Annotated in this window: 22 protein-coding genes; 9 read left to right on the plus strand and 13 right to left on the minus strand. The window is 70.5% G+C overall.

All coding sequences use genetic code 11. The features are described from left to right. Positions 1 to 19: 19 nt before the first annotated feature. On the minus strand, positions 20 to 1,276 hold the full coding sequence (locus tag A37U_RS0104205; RefSeq protein WP_020495362.1) for a deoxyguanosinetriphosphate triphosphohydrolase: 1,257 nt from the start codon (positions 1,274 to 1,276) through the stop codon (positions 20 to 22). Between the two features lie 150 nt (positions 1,277 to 1,426). Between A37U_RS0104205 and A37U_RS0104210 the strand changes: the two genes are divergently transcribed. The 3 genes from A37U_RS0104210 to A37U_RS0104220 are packed head-to-tail and all read left to right on the plus strand — an operon-like array spanning position 1,427 to position 3,347. Beyond that, the gene (locus A37U_RS0104210) at positions 1,427 to 1,759 is read left to right on the plus strand and encodes a YciI family protein (protein ID WP_020495363.1); all 333 of its coding nucleotides are present in this window, start codon (positions 1,427 to 1,429) and stop codon (positions 1,757 to 1,759) included. 35 nt (positions 1,760 to 1,794) lie between these two features. Next, positions 1,795 to 2,121, plus strand: a complete 327-nt coding sequence (locus A37U_RS0104215; RefSeq protein ID WP_020495364.1) for a YciI family protein — start codon at positions 1,795 to 1,797, stop codon at positions 2,119 to 2,121. Beyond that, on the plus strand, positions 2,118 to 3,347 hold the full coding sequence (locus A37U_RS0104220; RefSeq protein WP_020495365.1) for an RNA polymerase sigma factor: 1,230 nt from the start codon (positions 2,118 to 2,120) through the stop codon (positions 3,345 to 3,347). Before A37U_RS0104215 ends, A37U_RS0104220 begins: the two co-directional genes overlap by 4 nt. Positions 3,348 to 3,356: 9 nt before the next feature. On the opposite strand, the gene gatB is transcribed toward A37U_RS0104220, so the two are convergent. The 4 genes from gatB to gatC all read right to left on the minus strand — a co-directional run bounded on the left by gatB (position 3,357) and on the right by gatC (position 7,000). Next, the gene (gene gatB / locus A37U_RS0104225; protein ID WP_020495366.1) at positions 3,357 to 4,856 is read right to left on the minus strand and encodes an Asp-tRNA(Asn)/Glu-tRNA(Gln) amidotransferase subunit GatB; all 1,500 of its coding nucleotides are present in this window, start codon (positions 4,854 to 4,856) and stop codon (positions 3,357 to 3,359) included. Beyond that, positions 4,853 to 5,050 (minus strand): hypothetical protein, encoded by a 198-nt coding sequence (locus A37U_RS0104230; protein ID WP_020495367.1) that lies wholly within the window; start codon positions 5,048 to 5,050, stop codon positions 4,853 to 4,855. The genes gatB and A37U_RS0104230 overlap by 4 nt, the downstream gene beginning before the upstream one ends. Next, positions 5,047 to 6,549 (minus strand): Asp-tRNA(Asn)/Glu-tRNA(Gln) amidotransferase subunit GatA, encoded by a 1,503-nt coding sequence (gatA, locus tag A37U_RS0104235; RefSeq protein WP_020495368.1) that lies wholly within the window; start codon positions 6,547 to 6,549, stop codon positions 5,047 to 5,049. Before gatA ends, A37U_RS0104230 begins: the two co-directional genes overlap by 4 nt. Before the next feature lie 151 nt (positions 6,550 to 6,700). Next, positions 6,701 to 7,000 (minus strand): Asp-tRNA(Asn)/Glu-tRNA(Gln) amidotransferase subunit GatC, encoded by a 300-nt coding sequence (gene gatC / locus A37U_RS0104240; RefSeq protein WP_020495369.1) that lies wholly within the window; start codon positions 6,998 to 7,000, stop codon positions 6,701 to 6,703. Between the two features lie 163 nt (positions 7,001 to 7,163). Here gatC and A37U_RS0104245 point away from each other — a divergent pair, with 163 nt between their 5' ends. Beyond that, positions 7,164 to 7,817 (plus strand): ACT domain-containing protein, encoded by a 654-nt coding sequence (locus A37U_RS0104245; protein WP_020495370.1) that lies wholly within the window; start codon positions 7,164 to 7,166, stop codon positions 7,815 to 7,817. 4 nt (positions 7,818 to 7,821) lie between these two features. On the opposite strand, the gene A37U_RS0104250 is transcribed toward A37U_RS0104245, so the two are convergent. Together A37U_RS0104250 and A37U_RS0104255 are read right to left on the minus strand one after the other, a co-directional pair. After that, positions 7,822 to 8,469, minus strand: coding sequence for a response regulator transcription factor (locus tag A37U_RS0104250; protein ID WP_020495371.1), 648 nt, complete (start codon positions 8,467 to 8,469; stop codon positions 7,822 to 7,824). Further along, entirely contained in the window at positions 8,454 to 9,704 is a 1,251-nt protein-coding gene (locus A37U_RS0104255; RefSeq protein WP_026196860.1) for a sensor histidine kinase, read from the minus strand. Before A37U_RS0104255 ends, A37U_RS0104250 begins: the two co-directional genes overlap by 16 nt. 154 nt (positions 9,705 to 9,858) lie before the next feature. On the opposite strand from A37U_RS0104255, the gene A37U_RS0104260 reads away from it, so the two are divergent. Both A37U_RS0104260 and A37U_RS0104265 read left to right on the plus strand, forming a co-directional pair. Next, complete coding sequence (locus A37U_RS0104260; RefSeq protein WP_020495373.1) at positions 9,859 to 10,977, plus strand: acyltransferase family protein; 1,119 nt, start codon at positions 9,859 to 9,861, stop codon at positions 10,975 to 10,977. A 32-nt stretch (positions 10,978 to 11,009) separates the two neighbouring features. Beyond that, a complete protein-coding gene (locus A37U_RS0104265) occupies positions 11,010 to 11,471 on the plus strand; it encodes a hypothetical protein (RefSeq protein WP_020495374.1) in 462 nt (153 codons plus the stop codon). Here the strand turns inward: A37U_RS0104265 and A37U_RS0104270 are convergent. From A37U_RS0104270 to A37U_RS0104290, 5 genes are all read right to left on the minus strand, one after another. Then, positions 11,441 to 11,947 carry a GNAT family N-acetyltransferase gene (locus A37U_RS0104270; protein WP_020495375.1) on the minus strand — a complete coding sequence of 169 codons (507 nt, stop codon included), beginning with the start codon at positions 11,945 to 11,947 and terminating at the stop codon, positions 11,441 to 11,443. The genes A37U_RS0104265 and A37U_RS0104270 overlap by 31 nt on opposite strands. Continuing rightward, positions 11,940 to 12,443, minus strand: coding sequence for a GNAT family N-acetyltransferase (locus tag A37U_RS0104275; protein WP_020495376.1), 504 nt, complete (start codon positions 12,441 to 12,443; stop codon positions 11,940 to 11,942). The genes A37U_RS0104270 and A37U_RS0104275 overlap by 8 nt, the downstream gene beginning before the upstream one ends. Next, entirely contained in the window at positions 12,436 to 14,565 is a 2,130-nt protein-coding gene (gene ligA / locus A37U_RS0104280) for an NAD-dependent DNA ligase LigA (RefSeq protein ID WP_020495377.1), read from the minus strand. Before ligA ends, A37U_RS0104275 begins: the two co-directional genes overlap by 8 nt. Positions 14,566 to 14,653: 88 nt before the next feature. Then, complete coding sequence (locus tag A37U_RS0104285; RefSeq protein ID WP_026196862.1) at positions 14,654 to 16,489, minus strand: FUSC family protein; 1,836 nt, start codon at positions 16,487 to 16,489, stop codon at positions 14,654 to 14,656. A gap of 63 nt (positions 16,490 to 16,552) precedes the next feature. Continuing rightward, a complete protein-coding gene (locus A37U_RS0104290) occupies positions 16,553 to 17,218 on the minus strand; it encodes a hypothetical protein (RefSeq protein ID WP_020495379.1) in 666 nt (221 codons plus the stop codon). Positions 17,219 to 17,322: 104 nt separating this feature from the next. Between A37U_RS0104290 and A37U_RS0104295 the strand changes: the two genes are divergently transcribed. From A37U_RS0104295 to A37U_RS0104305, 3 genes are all read left to right on the plus strand, one after another. After that, entirely contained in the window at positions 17,323 to 17,856 is a 534-nt protein-coding gene (locus A37U_RS0104295; RefSeq protein WP_020495380.1) for a helix-turn-helix domain-containing protein, read from the plus strand. 90 nt (positions 17,857 to 17,946) lie between these two features. Continuing rightward, positions 17,947 to 19,401 carry an amino acid permease gene (locus A37U_RS42215; protein ID WP_020495381.1) on the plus strand — a complete coding sequence of 485 codons (1,455 nt, stop codon included), beginning with the start codon at positions 17,947 to 17,949 and terminating at the stop codon, positions 19,399 to 19,401. Next, a complete protein-coding gene (locus tag A37U_RS0104305; protein ID WP_026196863.1) occupies positions 19,394 to 20,530 on the plus strand; it encodes an aminotransferase class V-fold PLP-dependent enzyme in 1,137 nt (378 codons plus the stop codon). Before A37U_RS42215 ends, A37U_RS0104305 begins: the two co-directional genes overlap by 8 nt. Here the strand turns inward: A37U_RS0104305 and A37U_RS0104310 are convergent. Then, entirely contained in the window at positions 20,527 to 21,558 is a 1,032-nt protein-coding gene (locus A37U_RS0104310; RefSeq protein ID WP_020495383.1) for a methionine synthase, read from the minus strand. The two genes, A37U_RS0104305 and A37U_RS0104310, sit on opposite strands and share 4 nt — an antisense overlap. Positions 21,559 to 21,586 lie beyond the last annotated feature (28 nt).

Here is a 21,586-nt window from a genome sequence, read left to right on the forward strand (position 1 = left end):
GATGACCTCGCGAGCTCGGTCATGAGTACTCCCGGTGGAATCGCCGGTGCCAGGCGAGGGCCTGTTCATCGGTCAGCGAGGCGACCTGGTCGAGCACCACGCGCAGCCCCTCGGCCTCGCCCCGGGCCGCCCGCAGTGCGGCGGCGTGCACCGGATCGAGCCGGTCCACCCGCCCGCGCAGGGCCGCGATCAGTTCGGCGAGCAGTTCGCGCTGCCGCCGCTGCAGGGCGAGCCGGCGCGGATCGCTCATCACGTAGCGCAGCGCCACCGCCTTGAGCAGGGCGACCTCGGCGCGCACTCCGGTGGGCACGACCAGCCCCGCCGCGTACCGGGAAAGCCGGCCCGCGCCGTATTCGCTCCTGGTGGCCGCGACCGGGGCGGTGGCGAACCGGCCGACCAGTTCGGAGGTCAGCTGTTTCAGGGCGATGTGCGCACGCAGGGTTCCGTCGAAGCCGTGTTTGGCGAGCTCGGCGACCGAGGGGATGGCGAGCAGCTCCTGGGCCGCGGTCTCCACCTCGGCCGGATCGATGGCGGTGTAGTTGCGCACCGCGAGCCGGGCCAGGTCGGCGCGTTCGGAGGCATCCGCGAGCGCGGACAGTTCGACACGGCCGGCCAATACCCCATCCTCCACATCGTGCACCGAGTAGGCCACATCGTCGGACCAGTCCATGACCTGCGCCTCGAGGCAGACCGCGGTCCCGGGTGTGCCCTCGCGCATCCAGGTGAACACGGGGAAGTCGTCGGCGTAGACCCCGAACTTGGCGCTGTCCGGCCCGCGCGGCCAGGGGTACTTGGTGGCCGCGTCCAAGCAGGCGCGGGTGAGGTTGAGCCCGTAGCTGCGCCCGTCCGCGCCGAGCACCTTCGGTTCGAGCCTGGTCAGGATGCGCAGGGTCTGGGCGTTCCCTTCGAATCCGCCGCAGTCCGTGCCCGCCTCGTCGAGCGCCCACTCGCCGTTGTGCCCGAACGGCGGATGCCCGATGTCGTGCGCGAGGCCCGCGGTGTCCACCACATCGGGGTCCGCGCCGAGGCCTTCGGCGATCTCCCTGCCGATCTGGGCGACCTCGAGCGAATGCGTCAGTCTGGTGCGCGGGGCCGCGTGTCCCTGCCCCTCTCCCGGGCCGACGACCTGGGTTTTCCCGGCGAGCCTGCGCAGCGCGGCACTGTGCAGCACGCGCGCCCGGTCCCGGGCGAACGGCCCGCGACCGGCCACCTCGGCGGCGGGCAGCGCGCCGAACTTGACCGGCTCGGTGTAGGCGCGCTGCTCCTCGAATCGCATGCGCCCAGGATAGTGCCGGACACCGACAAGTTCCGGTTACCTTGACACGGTCGGCCCGCCCGGTGAAATCCGATCCGGCGGAGCTGTCCCGGCGGGCCATTTCCCGTTCGTCGTCCTGACGAGAACCGGAAGAGCGAACGGAGGAGACGATTGCGGTACGCACTGCTGTTCTGCGTGGACGAGGAACTCGCCGAGGACGCGGCCGCCGAGGCAAGCTGCCGGGCGTGGACGGCCGAGATGCGCGAACGCGGGGTGCTCGGCGAGAGTCTCGGGCTGCGCCCGCCATACGAGGCGACGAGCATCCGGGTGCGCGAGCAGAACGCGCTGCTCACCGACGGCCCCTTCGCCGAAACCCGGGAGCAGCTGGCCGGGCTGACCGTCGTGGACTGCGCGGACCTGGACGAGGCGCTGGAGATCGCGGCGAAGCATCCGGCGGCGCGCATGGGCGTTGTCGAGGCCCGCCCGCTGATTTCCGGACACTGATTTCCGGACACCGATTCCGAGCGAGGAGAGTGAGCATGCAGTATCTGCTGTTGGTCTGCGCGGACGCCGAGGCCGGGGCGGCGCACGCCCAGGACGGTTGCGAGGGCTGGAGCGAGGAGATGATCGAGCGCGGGGTGCTGCGCGGCGGTGGTGGGCTCCGGCCACCGAACGAGGCGAGAACGGTCCGGGTGCGCGAGGAACAGATCCTGTACACCGATGGGCCGTTCGCCGAGACGCGGGAACAGGTCGGCGGGTTCACGCTGATCGAGTGCGCGGACATGGACACCGCGCTGGAGATCGCGGCGAAGCATCCGGCCGCCAGGTACGGCTGCATCGAGGTCCGGCCCATGTTCACCCCGTGAACACCGCCGACGAGGCTCTCGGCGCCGCTTTCCGCGAGGAGTGGGGGCAGGTGCTGGCCACGCTGATCCGGGTGACCGGGGACTGGGAGCTCGCCGAGGAGTGCGTGCAGGAGGCCTTCACGAAGGCGCTGGAACGCTGGCGGGCCGAAGGGGTTCCCCGGCGCCCGGGTGCCTGGCTGACCACGGCCGCGCGGAACACCGCCATCGACCGGTTGCGGCGCGCGGCCGTCGGCGCGGAGAAACTCCGGGAGGTGGCCGCGATGTGGCACGAACCCGAAAGCGGGGAGCACGCGGAGATCCCGGACGAGCGGCTGAAGCTGATGTTCACCTGCTGCCATCCCGCGCTCACCATGGAGGCCAGAGTGGCGCTCACCCTGCGCACTCTCGCGGGGCTGCGCCCGGCCGAGATCGCGCGCGCCTTCCTGGTCGGCGAGGCGACCATCAACAAACGGATCACCCGGGCCAAGCAGAAGATCAAGCACGCGGGCATTCCCTACCGGGTGCCGCCCGCGCACCTGCTTCCCGAGCGCACCCCCGCGGTGCTCGCGGTGCTCTATCTGCTGTTCACCGAGGGATATGCGGCCACGGCCGGGGACGCGCTGGTGCGCAGGGAACTGTGCGCCGAGGCGATCCGGCTGGCCAGGGTGCTTGCCCGGCTGATGCCCGAGGAACCCGAGGTGTCCGGACTGCTCGCGTTGATGTTGCTGCACGACGCGCGCCGGGCGACCCGGGTGGACGCCGATGGCGCACTGGTGCTGCTCGCGGATCAGGACCGGACGCGGTGGGACGCGGCCGAGATCGAGGAGGGCACTGCGCTGCTGGACGCGGCGCTGCGCAGGCGCAGCCCGGGCAGCTACCAGATCCAGGCGGCGATCGCGGCCTGTCACGCCCAGGCCGCGCGCCCGGAGGACACGGACTGGGCCCAGATCGCCGCGCTGTACGGCACGCTGACCCGGCTGCACCCAGCCCCGGTCGTGGAGCTCAACCGTGCGGTGGCGGTCGGCATGGCCGAGGGGCCGGCGGCCGGGCTCGCGATCGCCGATGCCCTCGCCGCCTCCGGAACGCTGTCCGGCTACCATCTGCTGCCCGCGACCAGGGCGGATTTCCTGCGCCGCCTTGGCCGCACCGAGGAGGCGGCGCAGGCCTATCGCGCCGCGCTCGGGCTTGCCGGGACCGAGGCCGAGCGCGGCTATCTGCGCGGGCGGCTCACCGAGCTCGGCGGCTAGTCCCGCTCACTACCCGCCGCAGCGCTCCAGGATGAGTTCCCGGACCCGCTTCGCGTCCGCCTGGCCGCTGGTGGCCTTCATGACCGCGCCGACGATCGCGCCCGCCGCGGCCACCTTCCCGCCGCGGATCTTCTCCGCGACATCCGGCTGAGCGGCCAGCGCCTCGTCCACGGCGGCGGTGAGCGCGGAGTCATCGGAGACCACCTTGAGTCCGCGCGCCTCCACGACCGCGTCCGGTTCACCTTCCCCGGCCAGTACCCCGTCCACGACCTGGCGGGCCAGTGCCGTGGTCAGTTCCCCGCCTGCGACAAGGGCGATCACCCGGGCCACGTGCTCCGGGGTGATGGGCAGCTCGGCGAGCTCGATCTCCCGGGTGTTGGCCTGCTGCAACAGGTAGGACACCCACCAGCCGCGCGCCGCCTCGGAATCCGCGCCCGCGGCAACGGTGGCCTCGACCAGTTCCACCGCGCCCGCGCTGACCAGGTCCCGCAATTCCTCATCGGAGAGCTTCCAGTCGGCCTGGATGCGCTTGCGGTGCTCGGCGGGCTTCTCCGGCAGCGTGGCACGCAGCCGCTCGACCCACGCGTGCGACGGCGCGATCGGCACCAGGTCCGGTTCCGGGAAGTAGCGGTAGTCCTCGCTGGTCTCCTTGCGCCGTCCCGCCGTCGTGGACCCGTCGGTCTCGTGGAAGTGCCGGGTCTCCTGGACGATCTCCCCGCCATCGGTGAGCACGGCGGCCTGGCGGCACATCTCGAACCGGACCGCGCGCTGCACCGAACGCAGTGAGTTGACGTTCTTGGTCTCAGTCCGCGTACCGAAGGTCTCGGTGCCGAGCGGGCGCAGCGAAACGTTCGCATCGCAGCGCATGGAGCCCTGGTCCATGCGCACATCCGAGACTCCGAGCGAACGCACCAGATCGCGCAGCGCGGTGACATAGGCGCGCGCCACCTCGGGGGCCCGGGCACCGGCGCCCTCGATGGGCTTGGTGACGATCTCGATCAGCGGGACCCCGGAGCGGTTGTAGTCCAGCAGCGAGTGGTCGGCACCGTGGATCCGCCCGGTCGCGCCACCGACGTGCAGCATCTTGCCGGTGTCCTCTTCCATGTGCGCGCGCTCGATACCGATCCGCACGATCTCGCCTTCGGAGAGTTCCACATCCAGGTACCCGTCGAAGCAGATCGGCTCGTCGTACTGCGAGGTCTGGAAGTTCTTCGGCTGATCGGGATAGAAGTAGTTCTTGCGCGCGAACCGGCACCAGTCCGCGATCTCGCAGTTGAGCGCGAGACCGATGCGGATCGCCGACTCCACCCCGGCACCGTTGACCACCGGAAGCGAACCCGGCAGGCCGAGGCACACCGGGCACACCTGGGTGTTCGGCTCCGCCCCGAAGGCCGTCGAGCAGCCGCAGAACATCTTGGTCGCGGTGGACAATTCCACGTGCACCTCGAGCCCGAGCACCGGGTCGAAGCGTTCCAGGACCTCGTCGTAGTCCAGCAGGGTCGCCGTCACTGCCCCGGCTCCTTGTCACCCCGGAGGTCCCGCACCGCGAGCGCGCCGCCGGTCAGCACGACGGCGACCGTGGCAACGGCATTGGCGAGCAACAGCTTGTCGCCCTTGCCGCGGGTCGAGCGCACATCGTTGACCGCCTTGGCCGCGGCGAAGACCGAACCGATCAGTCCGATGAGTCCACGTGCCTTCTTCACTGTTCGCCTCCAAGTTCGGGCACTCGGTTGATCAGCGGCTCGGTCGCCGATTCGTAGGCCGCGCCGACCCGGTACATCCGCTCATCGGCCAGCGCGGGTGCCATGATCTGCAACCCGACCGGTAGGCCGTCGTCCGGGCTGAGCCCGCACGGCACGCTCAGCGCGGCGGTGCCCGCCAGGTTCGCCGGGATGGTGCACAGGTCGGCGAGGTACATCGCCATCGGATCGTCCACCCGCTCGCCGATCTTGAACGCTGTGGTCGGAGTGGTCGGCGAGACGAGCACGTCGACCTGTTCGTAGGCGGCGGCGAAATCGCGCGCGATCAGGGTGCGCACCTTCTGCGCCTGGCCGTAGTAGGCGTCGTAGTAGCCCGAGGACAGCGCGAAGGTACCGAGCATGATGCGCCGCTTCACCTCGGGACCGAAACCCGCTTCCCTGGTGGCCGCCATGACCTGCTCCGCGGAGGCGCCCCCGTCGTCGCCGGTGCGCAGCCCGTAGCGCATCGCGTCGAACCGCGCCAGGTTCGAGGAGGCCTCGCTCGGCGCGATCAGGTAGTAGGCGGCGAGCGCGTACTGGAAATGCGGGCAGGACACCTCGACGACCTCGGCGCCGAGCGCGCGCAGCTGCTCGACGGCCGCGTCGAAGGCCGCGCTCACCCCGGACTGATAGCCCTCGCCGGCGAACTCCCGGACCACGCCGACCCGGGTCCCGGAAAGGTCACCCTTCGCGCCCGCACGGGCCGCCTCGACCACCCGCGGCACCGGCGCCTCGATCGAGGTCGCGTCCGCCGGATCGTGCCCCGCGATCGCCTCGTGCAGCAGCGCGGCGTCCAGCACCGTGCGCGCGCACGGCCCGCCCTGGTCCAGCGAGGAGGAGAAGGCGATCAGCCCGTAGCGGGAGACCCCGCCGTAGGTGGGCTTCGCCCCGACCGTCCCGGTCACCGCGCCGGGCTGGCGGATCGAGCCGCCCGTGTCGGTGCCGATGGCCAGCGGGGCCTCGAACGCGGCGAGCGAGGCCGAGGAGCCACCGCCGGAGCCGCCCGGAATGCGGTCCGGATCCCACGGGTTGCGGGTCGGTCCGTAGGCGGAGTTCTCCGTGGAGGAGCCCATCGCGAACTCGTCCATGTTCGTCTTGCCGAGGATCACCACGCCCGCGGCACGCAACCGGGCGGCGACCGTCGAGTCGTACGGCGGCAGCCAGCCCTCGAGCATCTTGGAGCCGCAGGTGGTCGGGACATCCTTGGTGACGAACACGTCCTTGAGCGCGAGCGGCACCCCGGCCAGCGGCGAGGCGGGCGCGGCACCCTTGTCGAGTTCGGCATCCACCGCTTCGGCCGCGGCGAGCGCACCCTCGGTGTCCACGTGCAGGAAGGCGTGCACCCGGCCGTCGACCTGGGCGATGCGGTCCAGGTGCGCACGGGTGACCTGGGCCGAGGTGACCTCGCGGGAGTGGATCTTCTCCGCGAGCTCGGCCGCGGTGAGCCTGGTCAAGTCCGTCACGCGTCCTCCTCGCTAGCGCTCGTCAGCCATGTGACGAGGATCGCTGTGTCCGATGGTGACCTTGCCAGCTCGGTCGCCGTCCCTTCCTCGCCAAGGCTCGTCAGGCCCGCGACCGGCGGTGCTGTGTCCCATGGTGACCTCGCCAGCTCGGTCACTGCTCCTCCCCCAGGATCCGCGGCACCCGGAATCGGCCCTGCTCGGCAGCGGGCGCGCCGGAGAGCGCCTGCTGCTGGCTCAGGCCCTCGCGCGGGGCGTCCTCGCGGAACACGTTCGTCAGCGGGACCGCGTGCGAGGTCGGCGGCACATCCGCCGCGGCGACCTCGCCGACGCTGGCCACGGAGCTGAGGATCTGATCGAGCTGGCCCGCGAAGGTGTCCAACTCCTCGTCGGTCACCGCCAGCCTCGCCAGGCTTGCAAGGTGCGCGACCTCGTCGCGCGAAATACTGGGCACGCTGCCCCCACATCATCACCGGTCGGGTAAGGAACCGTGGAAAGTCTATTGCCGCACCTCCGCTGGCCCGCGACCGGCCTTGCCGTGCTTCTGCCACAATGGTCCGCCGCGACAGCGGCGCGGGCGGCGAGGTTCCGCGCGGAACGGTCAGGAGGCCCGTGGCGTGTCGTACCTCATCCGGGTGCAGATCCCGGACACACCGGGGACACTCGGTGCCGTGGCGAGCGCGCTCGGCACCGCAGGCGCGGACATTCTCTCCGTGGACATCGTGGAGCGCGGCGAAGGGGTCGCCGTGGACGACCTCATCGTGGACCTGCCCGGCGGCAGGCTGCCCGATGTGCTGATCACCGCGGCCGAATCGATCGACGGCGTCCAGGTGGACGCGGTCCGCCCGTACGCCGGTGTGCTGGACACCCACCGCGAACTCGGCCTCGTCGAGGACATCGCGGCACACCCGAAGACCGGTTTCGAACTGCTCGCCGACGGGGTGCCGAGGATCGTGCGGGCCGGCTGGGCGCTGCTCGTGCGGGCCACCCCGGACGGCCCCACACGGGTCGCGGCGAGCACCGCCGCTCCCGAGACTCCCGCGGCCGAACTGCCCTGGCTGCCGCTGCCCAAGGCGCGGGTGCTCGAAGCCGAGGCCGACTGGGTTCCCGAGACCTGGCAGGAACTCGGCACCGAACTGGCGGCCACCCCACTCGGCAAACCCGAGCTGGCGCTGCTGATCGGGCGCCCCGGCGGCCCCGCGTTCCGCACCGCGGAGGTGGCCAGGCTGGCCCACCTGGCCGGGATCGTGTCGATGGTGCTCGAGGACTGAGAACTCACGCTTTGTTCAGATAGGCCAGCACGGCAAGCACCCGGCGGTTGTTGTCGTCGTCATCGGTGATGCCGAGCCTGCCGAACAGCGCGGTGGTGTACTTGCTGATCGCACTGTCACTGAGAAACAGCCGCTTGCCGATGGCCTGATTGGACAGTCCCTCGGCCATCAGGGCGAGCACGGAGTGTTCGCGTTCGGTGAGCCGTTCGATGCGCCGGTCCGTGGAACCGCTGGCGAGCAGTTTCGCGATCACCTCGGGGTCCATCGCGGTGCCACCACCGGCGACGCGTTCCAGTGCGTCGATGAACTGTTCGGCCTCGAACACGCTCTCCTTCAGGAAGTAGCCGATTCCCCCTGCCCCATCGGCGAGCAGTTCGCGCGCATACAGCTGTTCGACGTGCTGGGACAGGATCAGCACCGGCAGTCCCGGCCGGGCACGGCGGGCCGCAAGCGCCGCGCGCAGGCCCTCGTCGGACTGGTCCGGTGGCATGCGGACATCCACGACCGCGACATCCGGGCGATGGGTCAGCAGGGTCTGGAGTGTTTCCGGTCCGGTGCCCGCGGTGGCCACGACCTCGTGCCCGTACGCCTCGATGAGCCGCACCATGCCGTCCCGGAGCAGATAGAGGTCCTCGGCTACGACGATGCGCACGGCAGCACCATCCTCACGCGGGTCGGTCCGCCTTCCGGACTGGTGATCTCGCAACTGCCGTCGAAGACCGCGAGGCGGCGGCGTAGCCTCGCGAGTCCGCCCCCTTCGCGCATCGTAGCGCCACCCCGGCCGTCGTCGGTGACCTCGGCGATCACCCCGGTGTCGTCCCGCACGAGCGAGACTTCCACGAGGGTCGCCGCGGCGTGTTTGACCGCATTGGTGACCAGCTCGGCGATCCCGAAGTACAGGGCCGATTCGATCGGCGGGTCCAGGCGGCGGTCGAGATTCCCGCTCACGGTCACCTCGAGCGGACTGTCCAGGGCGAAGGCACGCACCGCGTCGAGCAGCCCGCGCTCGTTCAGCAGCGGCGGATTGATCCCCTTGATCAGCTCGCGCAGCTCGCTCAGCGAGGTGGCGGCGCCGGTCCGGGCGTCCCGCAGCATGGCCTTGGCACGCTCGGGATCGGTCTCCATCAATTTCTCCGCGGTCGCCAGGGACATGCCGAGCGCGACGAGCCGCGCCTGGGCCCCGTCGTGCAGATCTCGCTCGATCCGGCGGATCTCGGCGGCCTGCGCGACGGTGGTGTCCGCGCGCTGTGCGGTCAGTTCCGTGACCCGGTCGGCCATCGCCATCGCGGGCGAGGCGCGCAGAAAGCGGCCCGCCACCGGACCGAGCGGGCGCCAGGCATAGGGCGCACTGGCGAGCGCCACGACCACGCCGAGTGCCCCGATGATGGGCGAGAGCACGGCGAATCCGAGGACCGCGCAGGCGATCCCGGCCAGTGGCAGTGCCGCGGGCACCCCGATGGCGAACACGGCGATCCCGGTGAACCGCAGATCCCGCCAGTTCGCCGGATCCCGCCAGCGGATCCGCATTGCCTGGTCCTGCTTGGCCTCCCGGCTGGTGCGGGAATAGGAGTACCCGTTCCACCAGTAACCGGTGGACAACTGGGTCACCGGTCCGGGCTGCCGGTATCCGCCGGGGAGCACGGTTCCGGTCCAGCGCGCCACGAGATGGCGGGTGATCCGGCAGACCGGGCGGACCAGCGCGAGGGTGCCGAGCACAGCCCACACCAACGGCGCGATCCACGACCACGGACCGCCTCCCCACCACCAGAACCAGATCCCCACCGCGGCGGCCCAGACGGCCGGAGCCAGCATGCTGACGCCGAACACGACGCAGGCTCGCCAGAACCCCACTCCCGCGCTGGCCATCCAGGACACCAGGCCTCGCATCATCTCTCCCTCTCCGGTACGGCTCGTGTGCTTCCCACTGTGCACCGCGCCGGACTCGATTCCCCGCGCTTCGGCACGGGAGTGGGCCTAGCCCCACCCCGCTGTGCGTTCAGGCCCATACCGGCCGGGCCCCGCGCTGCCTAGCTTCGATGCCATGACGATCACCGATTCCCGTGACTCCACGCTTCCCGGTGCACCACCGCGCCGGCTGTGGTTCGCCGACAACCTGCGGATCCTGCTGACCTCGCTGGTGGTGTTGCATCATCTCGCGGTCACCTACAGCGGGCTCCCGCTCTGGTACTACACGGACCCGGGCGGTGCGGGCACACAGATCGGCTTCACGAGCTTCCTGCTCGTCGACCAGGCCTGGTTCATGGGTGCCTTCTTCCTGCTCTCCGGCTATTTCACGCCCGGCTCGTACGACCGTAAGGGACCGCGCGCTTTTCTGCGCGAGCGGCTGATCCGGCTCGGTATCCCGCTCGTGGTGTTCTACTTCGTGCTCAATCCGCTCCTGTCCTTCGGCCACTACCACGGCGACGCGCTGCTCGAGGATTATCTGCACACGATCGGCAGCGGGCCGCTGTGGTTCGTGCTGGCACTGCTCGTGTTCGACGCGGCTTACGTCCTCTTCCGGCACCTGACCCGGAACCGCCGAGCGCGGACCCGGCGACCGCTCACCGTCCCCATGGTGGCCGGATTCGTGGTGGTGCTGGCCCTGCTGACCTACCTGCTGCGGATCCTGCTCCCGATCGGTTCCTGGGTGCCGATCGCCGATTTCCCCACGAGCGCCTATCTTCCGCAGTACATCGGCTTTTTCGCGATGGGGATCGTGGCCTACCGCAACGGCTGGTTCCAGTCGATCACCGCGCGGATGGGCTGGACCGGGCTCGGTATGGCACTCGGCGCCTGCGCGGTGTTCCTTCCGCTCGCCCTTTCCGCCGGGACCGAGGCGATGAACGGAAACGGCACGCTGGGCTCACTGTGCTATGCGCTGTGGGACTCCACCTTCGCGGTGGGTGTGGTGCTCGCTTTGCTGGCCCTGTTCGGCCGCACATTCGATGCCCAGGGCCGGTTCGGCCGGTACCTGTCCGGGCACGCGTTCACCGTCTACGTGATCCACGCGCTCGTGGTGACCGCGGCCGGATACGCACTCAGCGCGCTGGACCTGCCCGCCCTGGCGAAGTTCGCGATCGGCGCGGTGCTGGTGCTCCCGGCCTGTTTCCTGCTCGCCGGCCCGATCCGGCGACTGCCCGGCGTCCGCCGGGTGCTCTGACCCGACCCGAAAACCCTGAAGGAGAAACGAAAATGACCACCGATCACGCGACCGAAACCACCCGCTTCGATCAACCCGGTGCCCGGCGGGCGTTCGGCACCGTGCGGTTCTTCCTCGCCGCCTACGCCGCGTTCAGCGCCGCGGTACTGCTCACGGTCCTCGTCCTCGCCCTCGCCGGGCACCCGGTGACCGCGTTCGTGTGGGGCCGTTCCGGCGGGGTGCTGGCCAGTGCCGCGGTGACCTACTGGCTGGCCGGGCGCGCCGCGCGGGGAGCCCGATGGGCCTACCGGCGGGTGCGCATCCTCACCGTCGTGGTGCCGATCGCGATCCTGGCCATCGACCTGATCCCGGGCGCCCTTCCGCCGTGGTTCATCGGGTTGCAGGCGGTCTGTGCCCTCGCCGTGGCCGCTGCCGCGTTCCCCGCCAACGGCGCTACCTTGCGCGCCGCTTTCGGCCGCGGCACTTACCGGACCGAGGCGGGTTCCGCGCGGTAGACGTGCAGCAGCACCGAAGGAATGGGCCGCCAGTCCCGCTCGGGAACGTGGCTGAACCCGATGCGGTCGTAGAGCCGGTGGGCGGCGTGCATGTATTCCGCGCTGGACAGCACGAGCGCGTCCAGGCCCTGCTCGCCGGCGCGGCGCAGCGCGTGCCGCACCAGAGCCTCGCCGATCCCACGGCCCCGGGCCGCCGGGGTCACGCCGAGCATCCGGAAATCCGCCTCCCCCGGCCCGGCGATCTCGGCGTACGAGCTGCCCGGTGGGCAGTAGGTCGCGGTGCCGAGCAGGGTCCCGTCCGCATCGACCGCCACATACAGTTCCGCCTCACGTGCCCGGTCCGCGGCGTCGAGCAGCACCGTGGCGTAGTCCGCCTCCGGCGCATCGAAGCCGTCCGCGGCATAGGCTTCGAGGGTCAGCTCCCCGACCGCCGGGTACTCCCCGGGTTCGGCGAGCCGGATCGAACAGTCAGCCAACCGGGAACTCCCTTCGATAGGTGCGTAGCCGCACCGAGGGAACCGGGCACCAGTCCCGTTCCGGGGTGCGGAGGAATCCGAGCCGTTCGTAGATCCGGTGCGCGGCGGCCATCTCCTCCGCGGTGGACAGCACCACCGCCGTGGCTCTGTCCCGCGCGGCCCGGTCGAGCACCGCGCGCACCAGTGCCTCCCCGACACCCCGGCCGCGCGCGCCGGGTTCCACGGCGAGCATCCGGAATTCGGCCTCGCCCGGCTCGGCCCGCTGCGCGCACGGGGAGCCGTGCACGCAATAGGTGACCGTGCCGAGCAGTTCGCCCTCCGCGCCCACGGCGACCAGCAGGGCGGCATCGTGCGCGCGCCCGGCCGCGTCGAACAGCCGCGCGTTGTAGGGCGAATCCTCCGCCTCGAGGCCGTCGCCGACATACACATCCCTGGTCAGCTCCCCGACCGCCGGGTACTCCCCCGGTTCGGCGAGCCGGATCGCGTAGTCAGCCATCCTCGGGCTCGATCACCATGCCCGCGGCGGCCTCCGGTCCCTGTTCGAGCAGGACGGCGAACCCGTCCTCGTCCAGTACCGGCACCTTGAGTTGCACCGCCTTGTCGTACTTGCTGCCCGCAGACTCACCGGCCACCAGGAAAGCCGTCTTCTTGGACACCGAACCCGCCGCCTTGCCGCCGCGCGCGGTGATCAGTTCCTTGGCCTCGTCGCGGGAATAGCGCTCCAGCGAACCGGTCACCACGATGGAGAGGCCTTCGAGGGCGCGCGGCACCGAGTCGTCGCGTTCCTCGGCCATCCGCACCCCTGCGGCGCGCCATTTCTCCACGACCTCGCGATGCCAGTCGACGCCGAACCATTCGCGCACCGCGGCGGCGATGGTGGGGCCGACCCCGTCGACGGCGGCGAGCCCTTCCTCGTCGGCCGCGTCGATCGCGTCGATGGAACCGAACTCCCTGGCGAGTGCCTGCGCCGCGGTGGGACCGACGTGCCGGATGGAAAGCGAGACCAGCACCCTCCACAGTGGACGCTCGCGGGCGTTCGCGAGGTTGGCCAGCAGCTTGTGCCCGTTCGCCGAGAGCACGCCTTCCTTGGTGCGGAACAGTTCCACGCCCAGCAGCTCGTCCTCGGTCAGCGCGAACACATCGCCCTCGTCGGCGAGCGCCCCGGAGTTCAGCAGCGCGGCCGCGGCCTCGTAGCCGAGCACCTCGATGTCGAATCCGCCGCGCCCGGCGAGATGGAACAGCCGCTCGCGCAGTTGCGCGGGACAGGAGCGGGCGTTCGGGCAGCGGATGTCGATATCGCCTTCCTTCTGTTGCGCCAGAAGGGTTCCGCACTCCGGACAGGTCACCGGCATCACGAAGGCGCGCTCGTTTCCGGTGCGCGCCTCGGTGACCGGGCCGAGTACCTCGGGGATCACATCGCCCGCCTTGCGGATCACCACCCGGTCGCCGATCAGCACTCCCTTGCGGTCCACCTCGGAGGCGTTGTGCAGGGTGGCCATCGCGACCGTGGAACCGGCCACCTTCACGGGCTCCATCACCGCGAACGGGGTGACCCGCCCGGTCCGGCCGACGTTGACCTGAATGTCGTGCAGGGTGGTCGTGGCCTCCTCCGGCGCGTACTTGTAGGCGATCGCCCAGCGCGGGGTGCGGGAGGTGGAGCCGAGGCGGCGCTGCTCGGCGAGATCGTCGACCTTGATCACGATCCCGTCGATCTCGTGCACCGCATCATGCCGGTGCTCGCCCCAGTACTCGATCTTGTCGATGATCTCGCGCAGCGAACCGAGGATCGTGGTGTGTTCGGAGACCGGCAGCCCCCAGGCGGCGAGCGCGTCGTACGCCTCGGACTGGCGCGCCGGTTCGAAGCCCTCGCGGCGCCCGAATCCGTGGCAGATCATCCGCAGCCGCCTGCTCGCGGTGATCCTCGGGTCCTTCTGCCGCAGCGAACCGGCCGCGGTGTTGCGCGGGTTCGCGAACGGTTCCTTGCCCGCCTCCACGAGCTTCGCGTTCAGTTCGGCGAAGTCCTCCACCCGGAAGAACACCTCGCCGCGGACCTCGATCAGCTCCGGGACGGGGAACCGGTCACTCGGGGTGAGTGTGTCCGGGACATCGGCCAGGGTACGCACGTTCAGCGTGACATCCTCGCCGGTGCGCCCATCTCCCCTGGTCAACGCCTTGGTCAGGGCGCCGTTCTCATAGCGGAGGTTGATCGCGAGACCGTCGATCTTGAGCTCGCACAGGAAATGCGGCTCGCTCGTGGTGGTCTCCTTGGTGACCCGCTCGTACCAGGCGGTCAGCTCCTCGGTGTCGAACGCGTTGTCCAGGGACAACATGCGTTCGAGGTGGTCGACCGCGATGAACTCGGTCGAGTAGGTGCCGACCTGCTGGGTCGGCGAGTCCGCGCTGATCAGCCCCGGATGGTCCGCCTCGAGGTTCTCCAGCTCGCGGAACAGCGTGTCGAACTCGCCGTCGGAGATCGTCGGCGCGTCCCGTACGTAGTAGCGGAACCGGTGCCCGTTGATCTCCTCGGCGAGCGCGCTGTGCCGCTCACGTACCTCCGCGGGCACATCCTCGACGCCCTCGGCGACCGGCTGGTCCTCGCTGATCGGCTCCTCGCTCACGGCCGTGCCTCGCTGCCACTCGGCCCGGCCGCTCGCGGACGCTGCTCTGTCCTCGGTTCGCTCGCAAGCTCGCTCACGTCTGGAGAGCTTAGTGCGTCCCCCCGACAGTTTCCGGCGCGCCGCGGCGCAGCCGCACGAGATCGCTCACCAGGGCGTCGAACACGAGGCGGTGTTCCTCCTCGAGGTCCCGCGCGCCGTCGCGCAGCGCCTCGACATCCGGTTCCGTTCCGGAGGCCAGCGCGGCCCGCATCGGGGTGAGGGCCGCGGCCAGCGCCTCGTCCCGTTGCCCGGGAAGCGCCAGCGCGAGCGCGCCGACGTAGAGACCGGATGCCGCCTCGTCCGCCTCCTCCAGCTCGGTGGCCCCGGACTCGGCGCTCGCCCCGCCGCTGGGCTCGGTGGCGAGCAGGTTCGCCTTCGCCAGGGCGGCGCGCCGGAACCGGACAGCCTGCTCCTGGCGCGGCACCCCGGCGCCCCGCAGCACCCCGGCGACCGTGCCGAACAGCTCCTCGAAGGCCGCGCACAGTTCGGCGAACCGCTCCGCCGGGCTCGGTTTGCGCACCCCGGGAACCGCGAGGAAACCGAACACCAGACCGATCGCGCAGGCCAGCGCGATGAGGATCAGATACTCGAGCAGTTCGGCCAGCGGATCCGCGCGCAGCCGCGAGGCGTTCATGGTCACGCTCATCAGCACGACGCAGGCGTTGAACACGATCGGTTTCGTGGTCATCATCGACATGCCGATGAGCACGGCGAGCAGCGCAAGCGGGAGCAGCAGCGCGGGCGGCAGCAGCCAGCTCGCGAGCACCAGCACCGCGGCGCCGATCAGCGCGCCGATCACCCGCTGCCCGACCTTGGTGAGGCTGTCCCGCCACTCCGGCTGCATGATCGAGACGGTCGTCATCAGCAGGGCGATGGTGAGCGGGTCCCCCGGCCGGAAATGGGCGAGCACCAGGGCGAGCGCGATACCGAGGGCACAGCGCACCGCGTGCCGCATGCGCACCGACTGCCAGGAAAGCGCGCCCTCGAGCTCACCGCCGAGCACCCGGGCACGCAGTTCGCGCGGTAGCTCGATCCGCGAACGGTCCCGGCCGAGCGTCGCCGCCCGGATCCCGTCGAGTGATTCGTGCATGACGGCCAGCCACTGCCCGGTGCGGCCCGGGAGGCCGTCCGGGATCACCCGGCGCGGCCCGGTCCCCGGTCCGGCGGGCTGTTTCGGGCGCACCAGTTCGGCGAGCTCCCGCGCCTCCTCGTCCGCGGACCGCACCTCGGCGGCGAGCCGTTCGTCGTCGAGCACCGCCTGCCGCCCGCCGAGTACTCCCTCGGCCGCGCGATAGCGCATGGCCTGGCCGAGTGCCGTCGCCGTCCAGCGCACCGGCCGCCCGGTGAACCACTGCCGCCATGCGGTGCCCGCGGCCTCGCGGTCGCCGAGCAGCGCGTCCGCGATCGCCGCGCGGATCGGCTTGTCCGGGTCGCCGATCCCGGCGGCCAGCCGGATCAGGGTGACCACGGCGATCGCGAGCGCGGGCGCGGCGAGCACCTGCCACCAGCTCGCCGAACCGGTCATCCGGAAGCCGTAACCGAACACCGAGGCCATGGTGAGCCCGACCCCGACCATGAGGTAGCGCTGGCCGAGCACCGGGATCAGCCCGGCCACGAACACGATCACCGTGACCAGCGCGATCGCCGCGGGTTCGGTCACCTCGCCGAGCAACCGGGGCACCCCGGCGCCGAACACGAACAGCGGGGCGAACCAGGCGAGCAGCCGCAGATCGGCGGACAGCGAACCGCCGAAGGCCGCCATCATCGCGAACATCCCGCAGATCGCCGCCAGCACTATCGCCGGTCCGAGCCCGATGAGGTACCCGAGCCCGGCCAGGCCACCGCAGACAACGAGTATCTGCACCGGCATGGCCAAGGCCTTCACGACGTTCCCCTTCCGCAGCGTGGATTCCGCGCAGACTCTACGTGACCGGCCCGGGGCGCGCGGTCAGCGACGTTCGGCGAGACCGTCCACGAGTTCGCGCAGTGCCCGCAGGGTGATCGCGCCCTGCGGTTCGGTCAGCGCGGTCTCCACCCGGCCCAGGTACTCGGCCGCGCGCCGTTCGCCGAGGGTGGCCTCGAGCGGGAGGAAGGTCATGTTCGCCCGGCTCGCCTCCGAGAGCTCGCCGAGCAAGGGATGGTGCACGGCGACATCCACGACGCCCTCGGCCTCGTCGATCAGGGCCGCGATGCGCACATCGGCGAGTGCGATGCGGTGTGCCCCGATGTTCACCGTGACCCCGTCCGGGTCCGGGACCGGCGGCACATGATCGTGGTACTCCCACACGTGGTCGTCCGGGGGCGCGGCCGCTTTCCACGCGTCGGTGTAGGGCCGCAGCGCGGGATCCTCCTTACCGGTGAGCACCAGCGCGTACATCGCGCGCTGCCCCGCCTCCACCGCGAAGTCCAGGTTCGGGTGCAGTTCGGCGACCACCTCGCACAGCACATTCTCGAACCGTCCCGGCCGCCCGTCCCCGAGCGCGGCGCTCACCTCGGGCTGCAACAGTTCCCAGCGCCGCCAGAACCGCGCGGCGAGCACCACGACATCCGGATCCGGGACATCCTGCTCCGGTTGCCGCGCGTCCCTGCCGAGCATCCGGTTCCACCAGCGCATGACGGTGATTCTTGCACCTGCGGCGCGGCATCTTCGGCCGTACGGATTAATCTGGAAAAATCGGCACAGTTGTTCACTTATATTGAACGGTCAGGAGTGAGCTCGTGGAGACACTGCGGATCCGCACGGTGCGCACCAAGGCGGGCTATTCGGTGCGCGGGCTCGCGGGCGCGGCCGGGATCTCCCCCGGACTGCTCAGCCAGGTCGAACGCGGCCTCACCGAGCCGAGCCTGGACACCCTGCGCCGGATCGCCAAGGCCCTGGAGGTTCCGCTGTTCTCCCTGTTCGAGGAGCAGGAGAACAGCGTGGCCGTGGTGCGCGCCCCGCGGCGGGCGCTGGTGCAGTCCCCGCACAGCGGCATCCGCTACACCAGGATCTCCCCCGGTTTCGGCAAACTCGAGGTCCTGGAGGGCACGCTCGAACCGGGCGGATGTTCCTCCACCCGGCCGTGGAGCCACCCCTCCGAGGAATGCGTGCTGCTCGTCGAGGGCCGGATCGTGGTCGAGGTGGACGGGCGGCGACACGAGCTCGCCGAGGGGGACAGCGCGAGCTTCGACTCCCGGCTACCGCACCGCTATCTCAACGAGACCGGGGAACCCGCCCGGTTCGTGCTCTCGGTGACTCCTCCGAGTTACTGATCCGCACCGTTGACACTCCGCTCGATGCCGTCGATACTCGTCAACTGTTCAATGTGAACGAACACCCACCGACGACGATGGGCGGCCACTATGGCGGCGAAGGAGCCGGAGCAGGACGGGCAGTTACGGCGCAGCCTCAGCGCGCGCCAGCTCGCGATGATCGGGATCGGCGGCGCGATCGGCACCGGGCTCTTCCTCGGTTCGAGCCTCGCGATCAGCCAGGCAGGTCCCGCCACGATCATCGCCTACCTCGTCTGCGGTGCGGTAGCGCTGATCATCGCCTGGGCACTGGCCGAGATGATCGTCGTGCACCCGGTCGCCGGTTCCTTCGGCGTACTCGCCCACTCCTATCTGGGCCGCCTTCCGGGATTCGTGGTGCGCTGGACCTACTGGGCCGTGCAGTGCATCGCGATCGGCGGCGAGGTCGTCGCCGCCGGGATCTACCTGCGGTTCTGGTGGCCGCAACTGCCGCTGTGGCTGCCGACGGTCGTGTTCGCGGTGGCCATCATCGCGGTGAACGCGCGGGCGGTCGGCATCTTCGGCAGCCTCGAGTACTGGTTCTCCATGATCAAGGTCAGCGCGATCGTGGTGTTCATCCTGCTCGGCCTGGTGCTGATCTTCTTCGGCTTGCCCGGCAAACCCGCGACCGGGTTCGGCAATCTCGTGACACACGGCGGATTCCTGCCGAACGGGATCGGCGGGCTATTGCTGGCCATGGTGTTCGCGATCTTCAGCTTCGTCGGCACCGAGGTCGTCTCGGTGACCGCGGCCGAGGCCCGTGATCCGGTGCGCGACATCCCGCGCGCGGCCCGCACGATGCTGCTGCGGCTGTCCCTGTTCTATCTGCTGGCGATCACCATCGTGCTCGCGGTGGTGCCCTGGACGAAGACCGCGCAGGGCGGCGAGAACATCGCGGTGAGCCCCTTCGTCTCGGTGTTCGCCGCGGCCGGGATCCCCGCGGCGGCGACGATCATGAACTTCGTGGTGCTCACCGCGGCGCTCTCCTCGGCGAACGCGAACCTGTACCTGACCACCCGCATGCTGCATTCACTTGCCGAGCACCGGTACGCGCCCGCGTTCACCGGAAAGCTGAACCGCTCCGGAGCGCCGGCGCGCGCGCTCGTGCTCAGCACCATCGGACTGGCCATCGCCGGGATCTGTTCCTTCGCATTCCCGGACACCGCCTATGTGGGGCTGTACGGCATCTCCATTTTCGGCATGCTCGTGGTGTGGCTGCTCATTCTCGCCACCCATATGCGGTTCCGCAGGGTGCGCGCGCGAACCGGGCTGCCGCCCTCCCCGGTGCGGTTGCGCGGTGCACCGGTCACCACGGTCCTCGCTTTCCTTTTTCTGGCCGGGATTCTGGTGTCCACCGGATTCATCGACGAGCTCAGCTGGTCCTGGAAAGCCGGGGTGCCGTTCTTCCTCGTCCTGATCGTCGGTTTTGTCATCGCGGAAAAACGGGGCGGATTCCGGGAACGGAACGATCCGCTCTCCGCGGAACTGGCGGCGCGTCAATCGAAACGAAAGGAAAACCTTGACTGAGACCAGCCCGGCAGCGTTCCGCGGGAATTTCCCGATGCTCGCCGATACCGTGCACCTGGCCAGTTGCAGCCAGGGCGCCCGCTCGACCCGGCTGGACGAGGCGATGCGGGAGATGCTCGACTCGATGCGCGAGCACGCTGCGCCGTGGGGCATCTGGATGGGGGAGGTGGAGCGCGCCCGGTCCGGGTTCGCCGCGCTGATCGGCGCCGCGCCCGAGGAGATCGCGATCGTGCCGAACGCCTCGGTCGGGGCCTATCAGGTGGCTTCCACGCTGTCCCTGCGGCAGCGCCCGGAACTGCTCACCTGGGAGCTGGAGTTCCCCTCCATCGCGCAGGTGTGGCTCGGCCAGCGGGACCGCGGGGCCGAGGTCACCCATCTGCCCGCCACGGATGCGCGGCTGCGTACCGAGGATGTCGCCGCCGCGGTTTCCGAACGCACCGCACTGGTCTCGGTGCCACTGGTCAGCTATGCGAACGGGGCACGCGCCGAGGTCACCGAGGTCACCGGGCTCGCCAGGGAAGCGGGGGCGCGCAGTTTCGTGGACGCCTATCAGGCCGCGGGCGTGGTGGACATCGACGTGCGCCGGCTCGGCTGCGACTACCTCGTCGCCGGTGCGCTGAAATACCTGCTCGGCCTGCCCGGGTTGGCGTTTCTTTATGTGCGCGGCGGAATCGAGGACCAGCACACGCCGAGCCTCACCGGCTGGTTCGGCAGGCGCGATCCGTTCGCCTTCGATCCGCGCGGTCTCGATTTCCCTTGCGAGGCAAGGCGATTCGAAACCGGCACCCCGGCGATCCCGGCCGCGTACGCCGCGCGCGCCGGACTGGAACTGCTTTCCGGTCTCGATATCGCCGTGGTGGAGCGGCACATCGGCGGGCTCCTCCAGGAAACCGCGGAGCGGCTGAGCGAACTCGGCTACCGCTTCTACCGTCCCGCGGCGGAGTTCGCCACCGGGCCGATGCTCGCGGTGTACGTCGAAGATCCCGGGCACGCCGCCGAATGGCTGGCGCAGCGGCGCATCGTGGTGAGCGCGCGCGGTTCGGTGATCCGGCTTTCCTTCCACTACTACAACACCGCCGAGGACGTGGCCGCCGTCTGCGCGGCGCTCGCCGAATACCGCAGCGGTTAGGCCCAGGACTCCGGCGGTTCGGTGAACGCCGCGGCCAGTTCGGTGCAGCGGCGCAGGATCGCGGGTGCCTCCGCGGGCCGGGCACCCGCGAGCCCGCAGCTCGGTGTCACCACGCAACGCTCGGCCAGCAGTGCGCGGTCGAACCCGAGCCGGTCGACCAGCTCCAGCGCCGGAGCCGCCAGCGAGCGCAGTTCCCCGCCCTGGCCGGTGCTCGGCACCAGCCCGAGCAGCAGGGCGAGCCCGTCCTCGATGGCCTCGCCCAGCGCGTCCGAGACGGTGGCCGAGGCCTTCGCGAATCCGGTCACATCCAGGGCCAGCGCACCGGCGCCCGCGCGGTGCAGCACCTCGACCGGAACCGCGAGGGTGCCCGAAAGCGGGGCACAGCAGTGCACGATCACCGGATTGCCACTCGCCGCGCGCGCCGCCTCCAGTACCTCGGCGAGCAGCGCGCGCACCTCCGGCTCCGCAACCGCGGGCAGCTTGCCGTAACCCGAGGGCGTGGCCAGGCCACCGGCGAGCACGAACGGCAGGCTCGGCTCGTCGATCTGCACCAGCACCTCCGCCTCGGTGCGCCGGACGACCTCCGCCAGGTGCGCGCGCATCCCCTCGATCAGCGAGGCGGTGAACTCGCGCAGCGCTCCGTGATCGGTGAGCACCCGCTGCCCCCTCGGCAGCTCGATGCCCGCGGTGAGCGTCCACGGACCGGCGAGCTGCACCTTCACCTGGCGCGGCGAACCCCCCAGCTCGTGTACCGTGTCCAGATCGCGCTCCAGCAGATCCAGGCCACGGCGGGTGTCCCTGCCCGGCCGCGCCGTCACCCGGTACCCACTCGGCACCACCTCCGTCGGCAGATCCACCAGCATCGCCGCCGTGCGCCCGATCAGATCCGAGCCGACCCCACGTGCCGGGAGCTCAGGAACATGCGGCAACTCCAGCTCACCGAAGACGGTGCGCACCGCCTCCGCCACATCGGTGCCCGGCATCGAGCCGATCCCGGTCGCGCCCGCCTTGATCAGGTTCTCAGTCACGGTGCCTACCGTAACGCTGCACCGAACG

This window comes from Sciscionella marina DSM 45152, assembly GCF_000379465.1.
GTDB lineage: Bacteria > Actinomycetota > Actinomycetes > Mycobacteriales > Pseudonocardiaceae > Sciscionella > Sciscionella marina.

Bases quoted from the DNA above. Each gene is read 5' to 3' on its own strand.
- A37U_RS0104260 (WP_020495373.1), top strand. From the start codon at position 9,859: ATGACGATCACCGATTCCCGTGACTCCACGCTTCCCGGTGCACCACCG.
- A37U_RS0104265 (WP_020495374.1), top strand. From the start codon at position 11,010: ATGACCACCGATCACGCGACCGAAACCACCCGCTTCGATCAACCCGGT.
- A37U_RS0104255 (WP_026196860.1), bottom strand. From the start codon at position 9,704: ATGCGAGGCCTGGTGTCCTGGATGGCCAGCGCGGGAGTGGGGTTCTGG.
- A37U_RS0104290 (WP_020495379.1), bottom strand. From the start codon at position 17,218: ATGCGCTGGTGGAACCGGATGCTCGGCAGGGACGCGCGGCAACCGGAG.
- A37U_RS42215 (WP_020495381.1), top strand. From the start codon at position 17,947: ATGGCGGCGAAGGAGCCGGAGCAGGACGGGCAGTTACGGCGCAGCCTC.
- A37U_RS0104275 (WP_020495376.1), bottom strand. From the start codon at position 12,443: ATGGCTGACTACGCGATCCGGCTCGCCGAACCGGGGGAGTACCCGGCG.
- A37U_RS0104215 (WP_020495364.1), top strand. From the start codon at position 1,795: ATGCAGTATCTGCTGTTGGTCTGCGCGGACGCCGAGGCCGGGGCGGCG.
- A37U_RS0104205 (WP_020495362.1), bottom strand. From the start codon at position 1,276: ATGCGATTCGAGGAGCAGCGCGCCTACACCGAGCCGGTCAAGTTCGGC.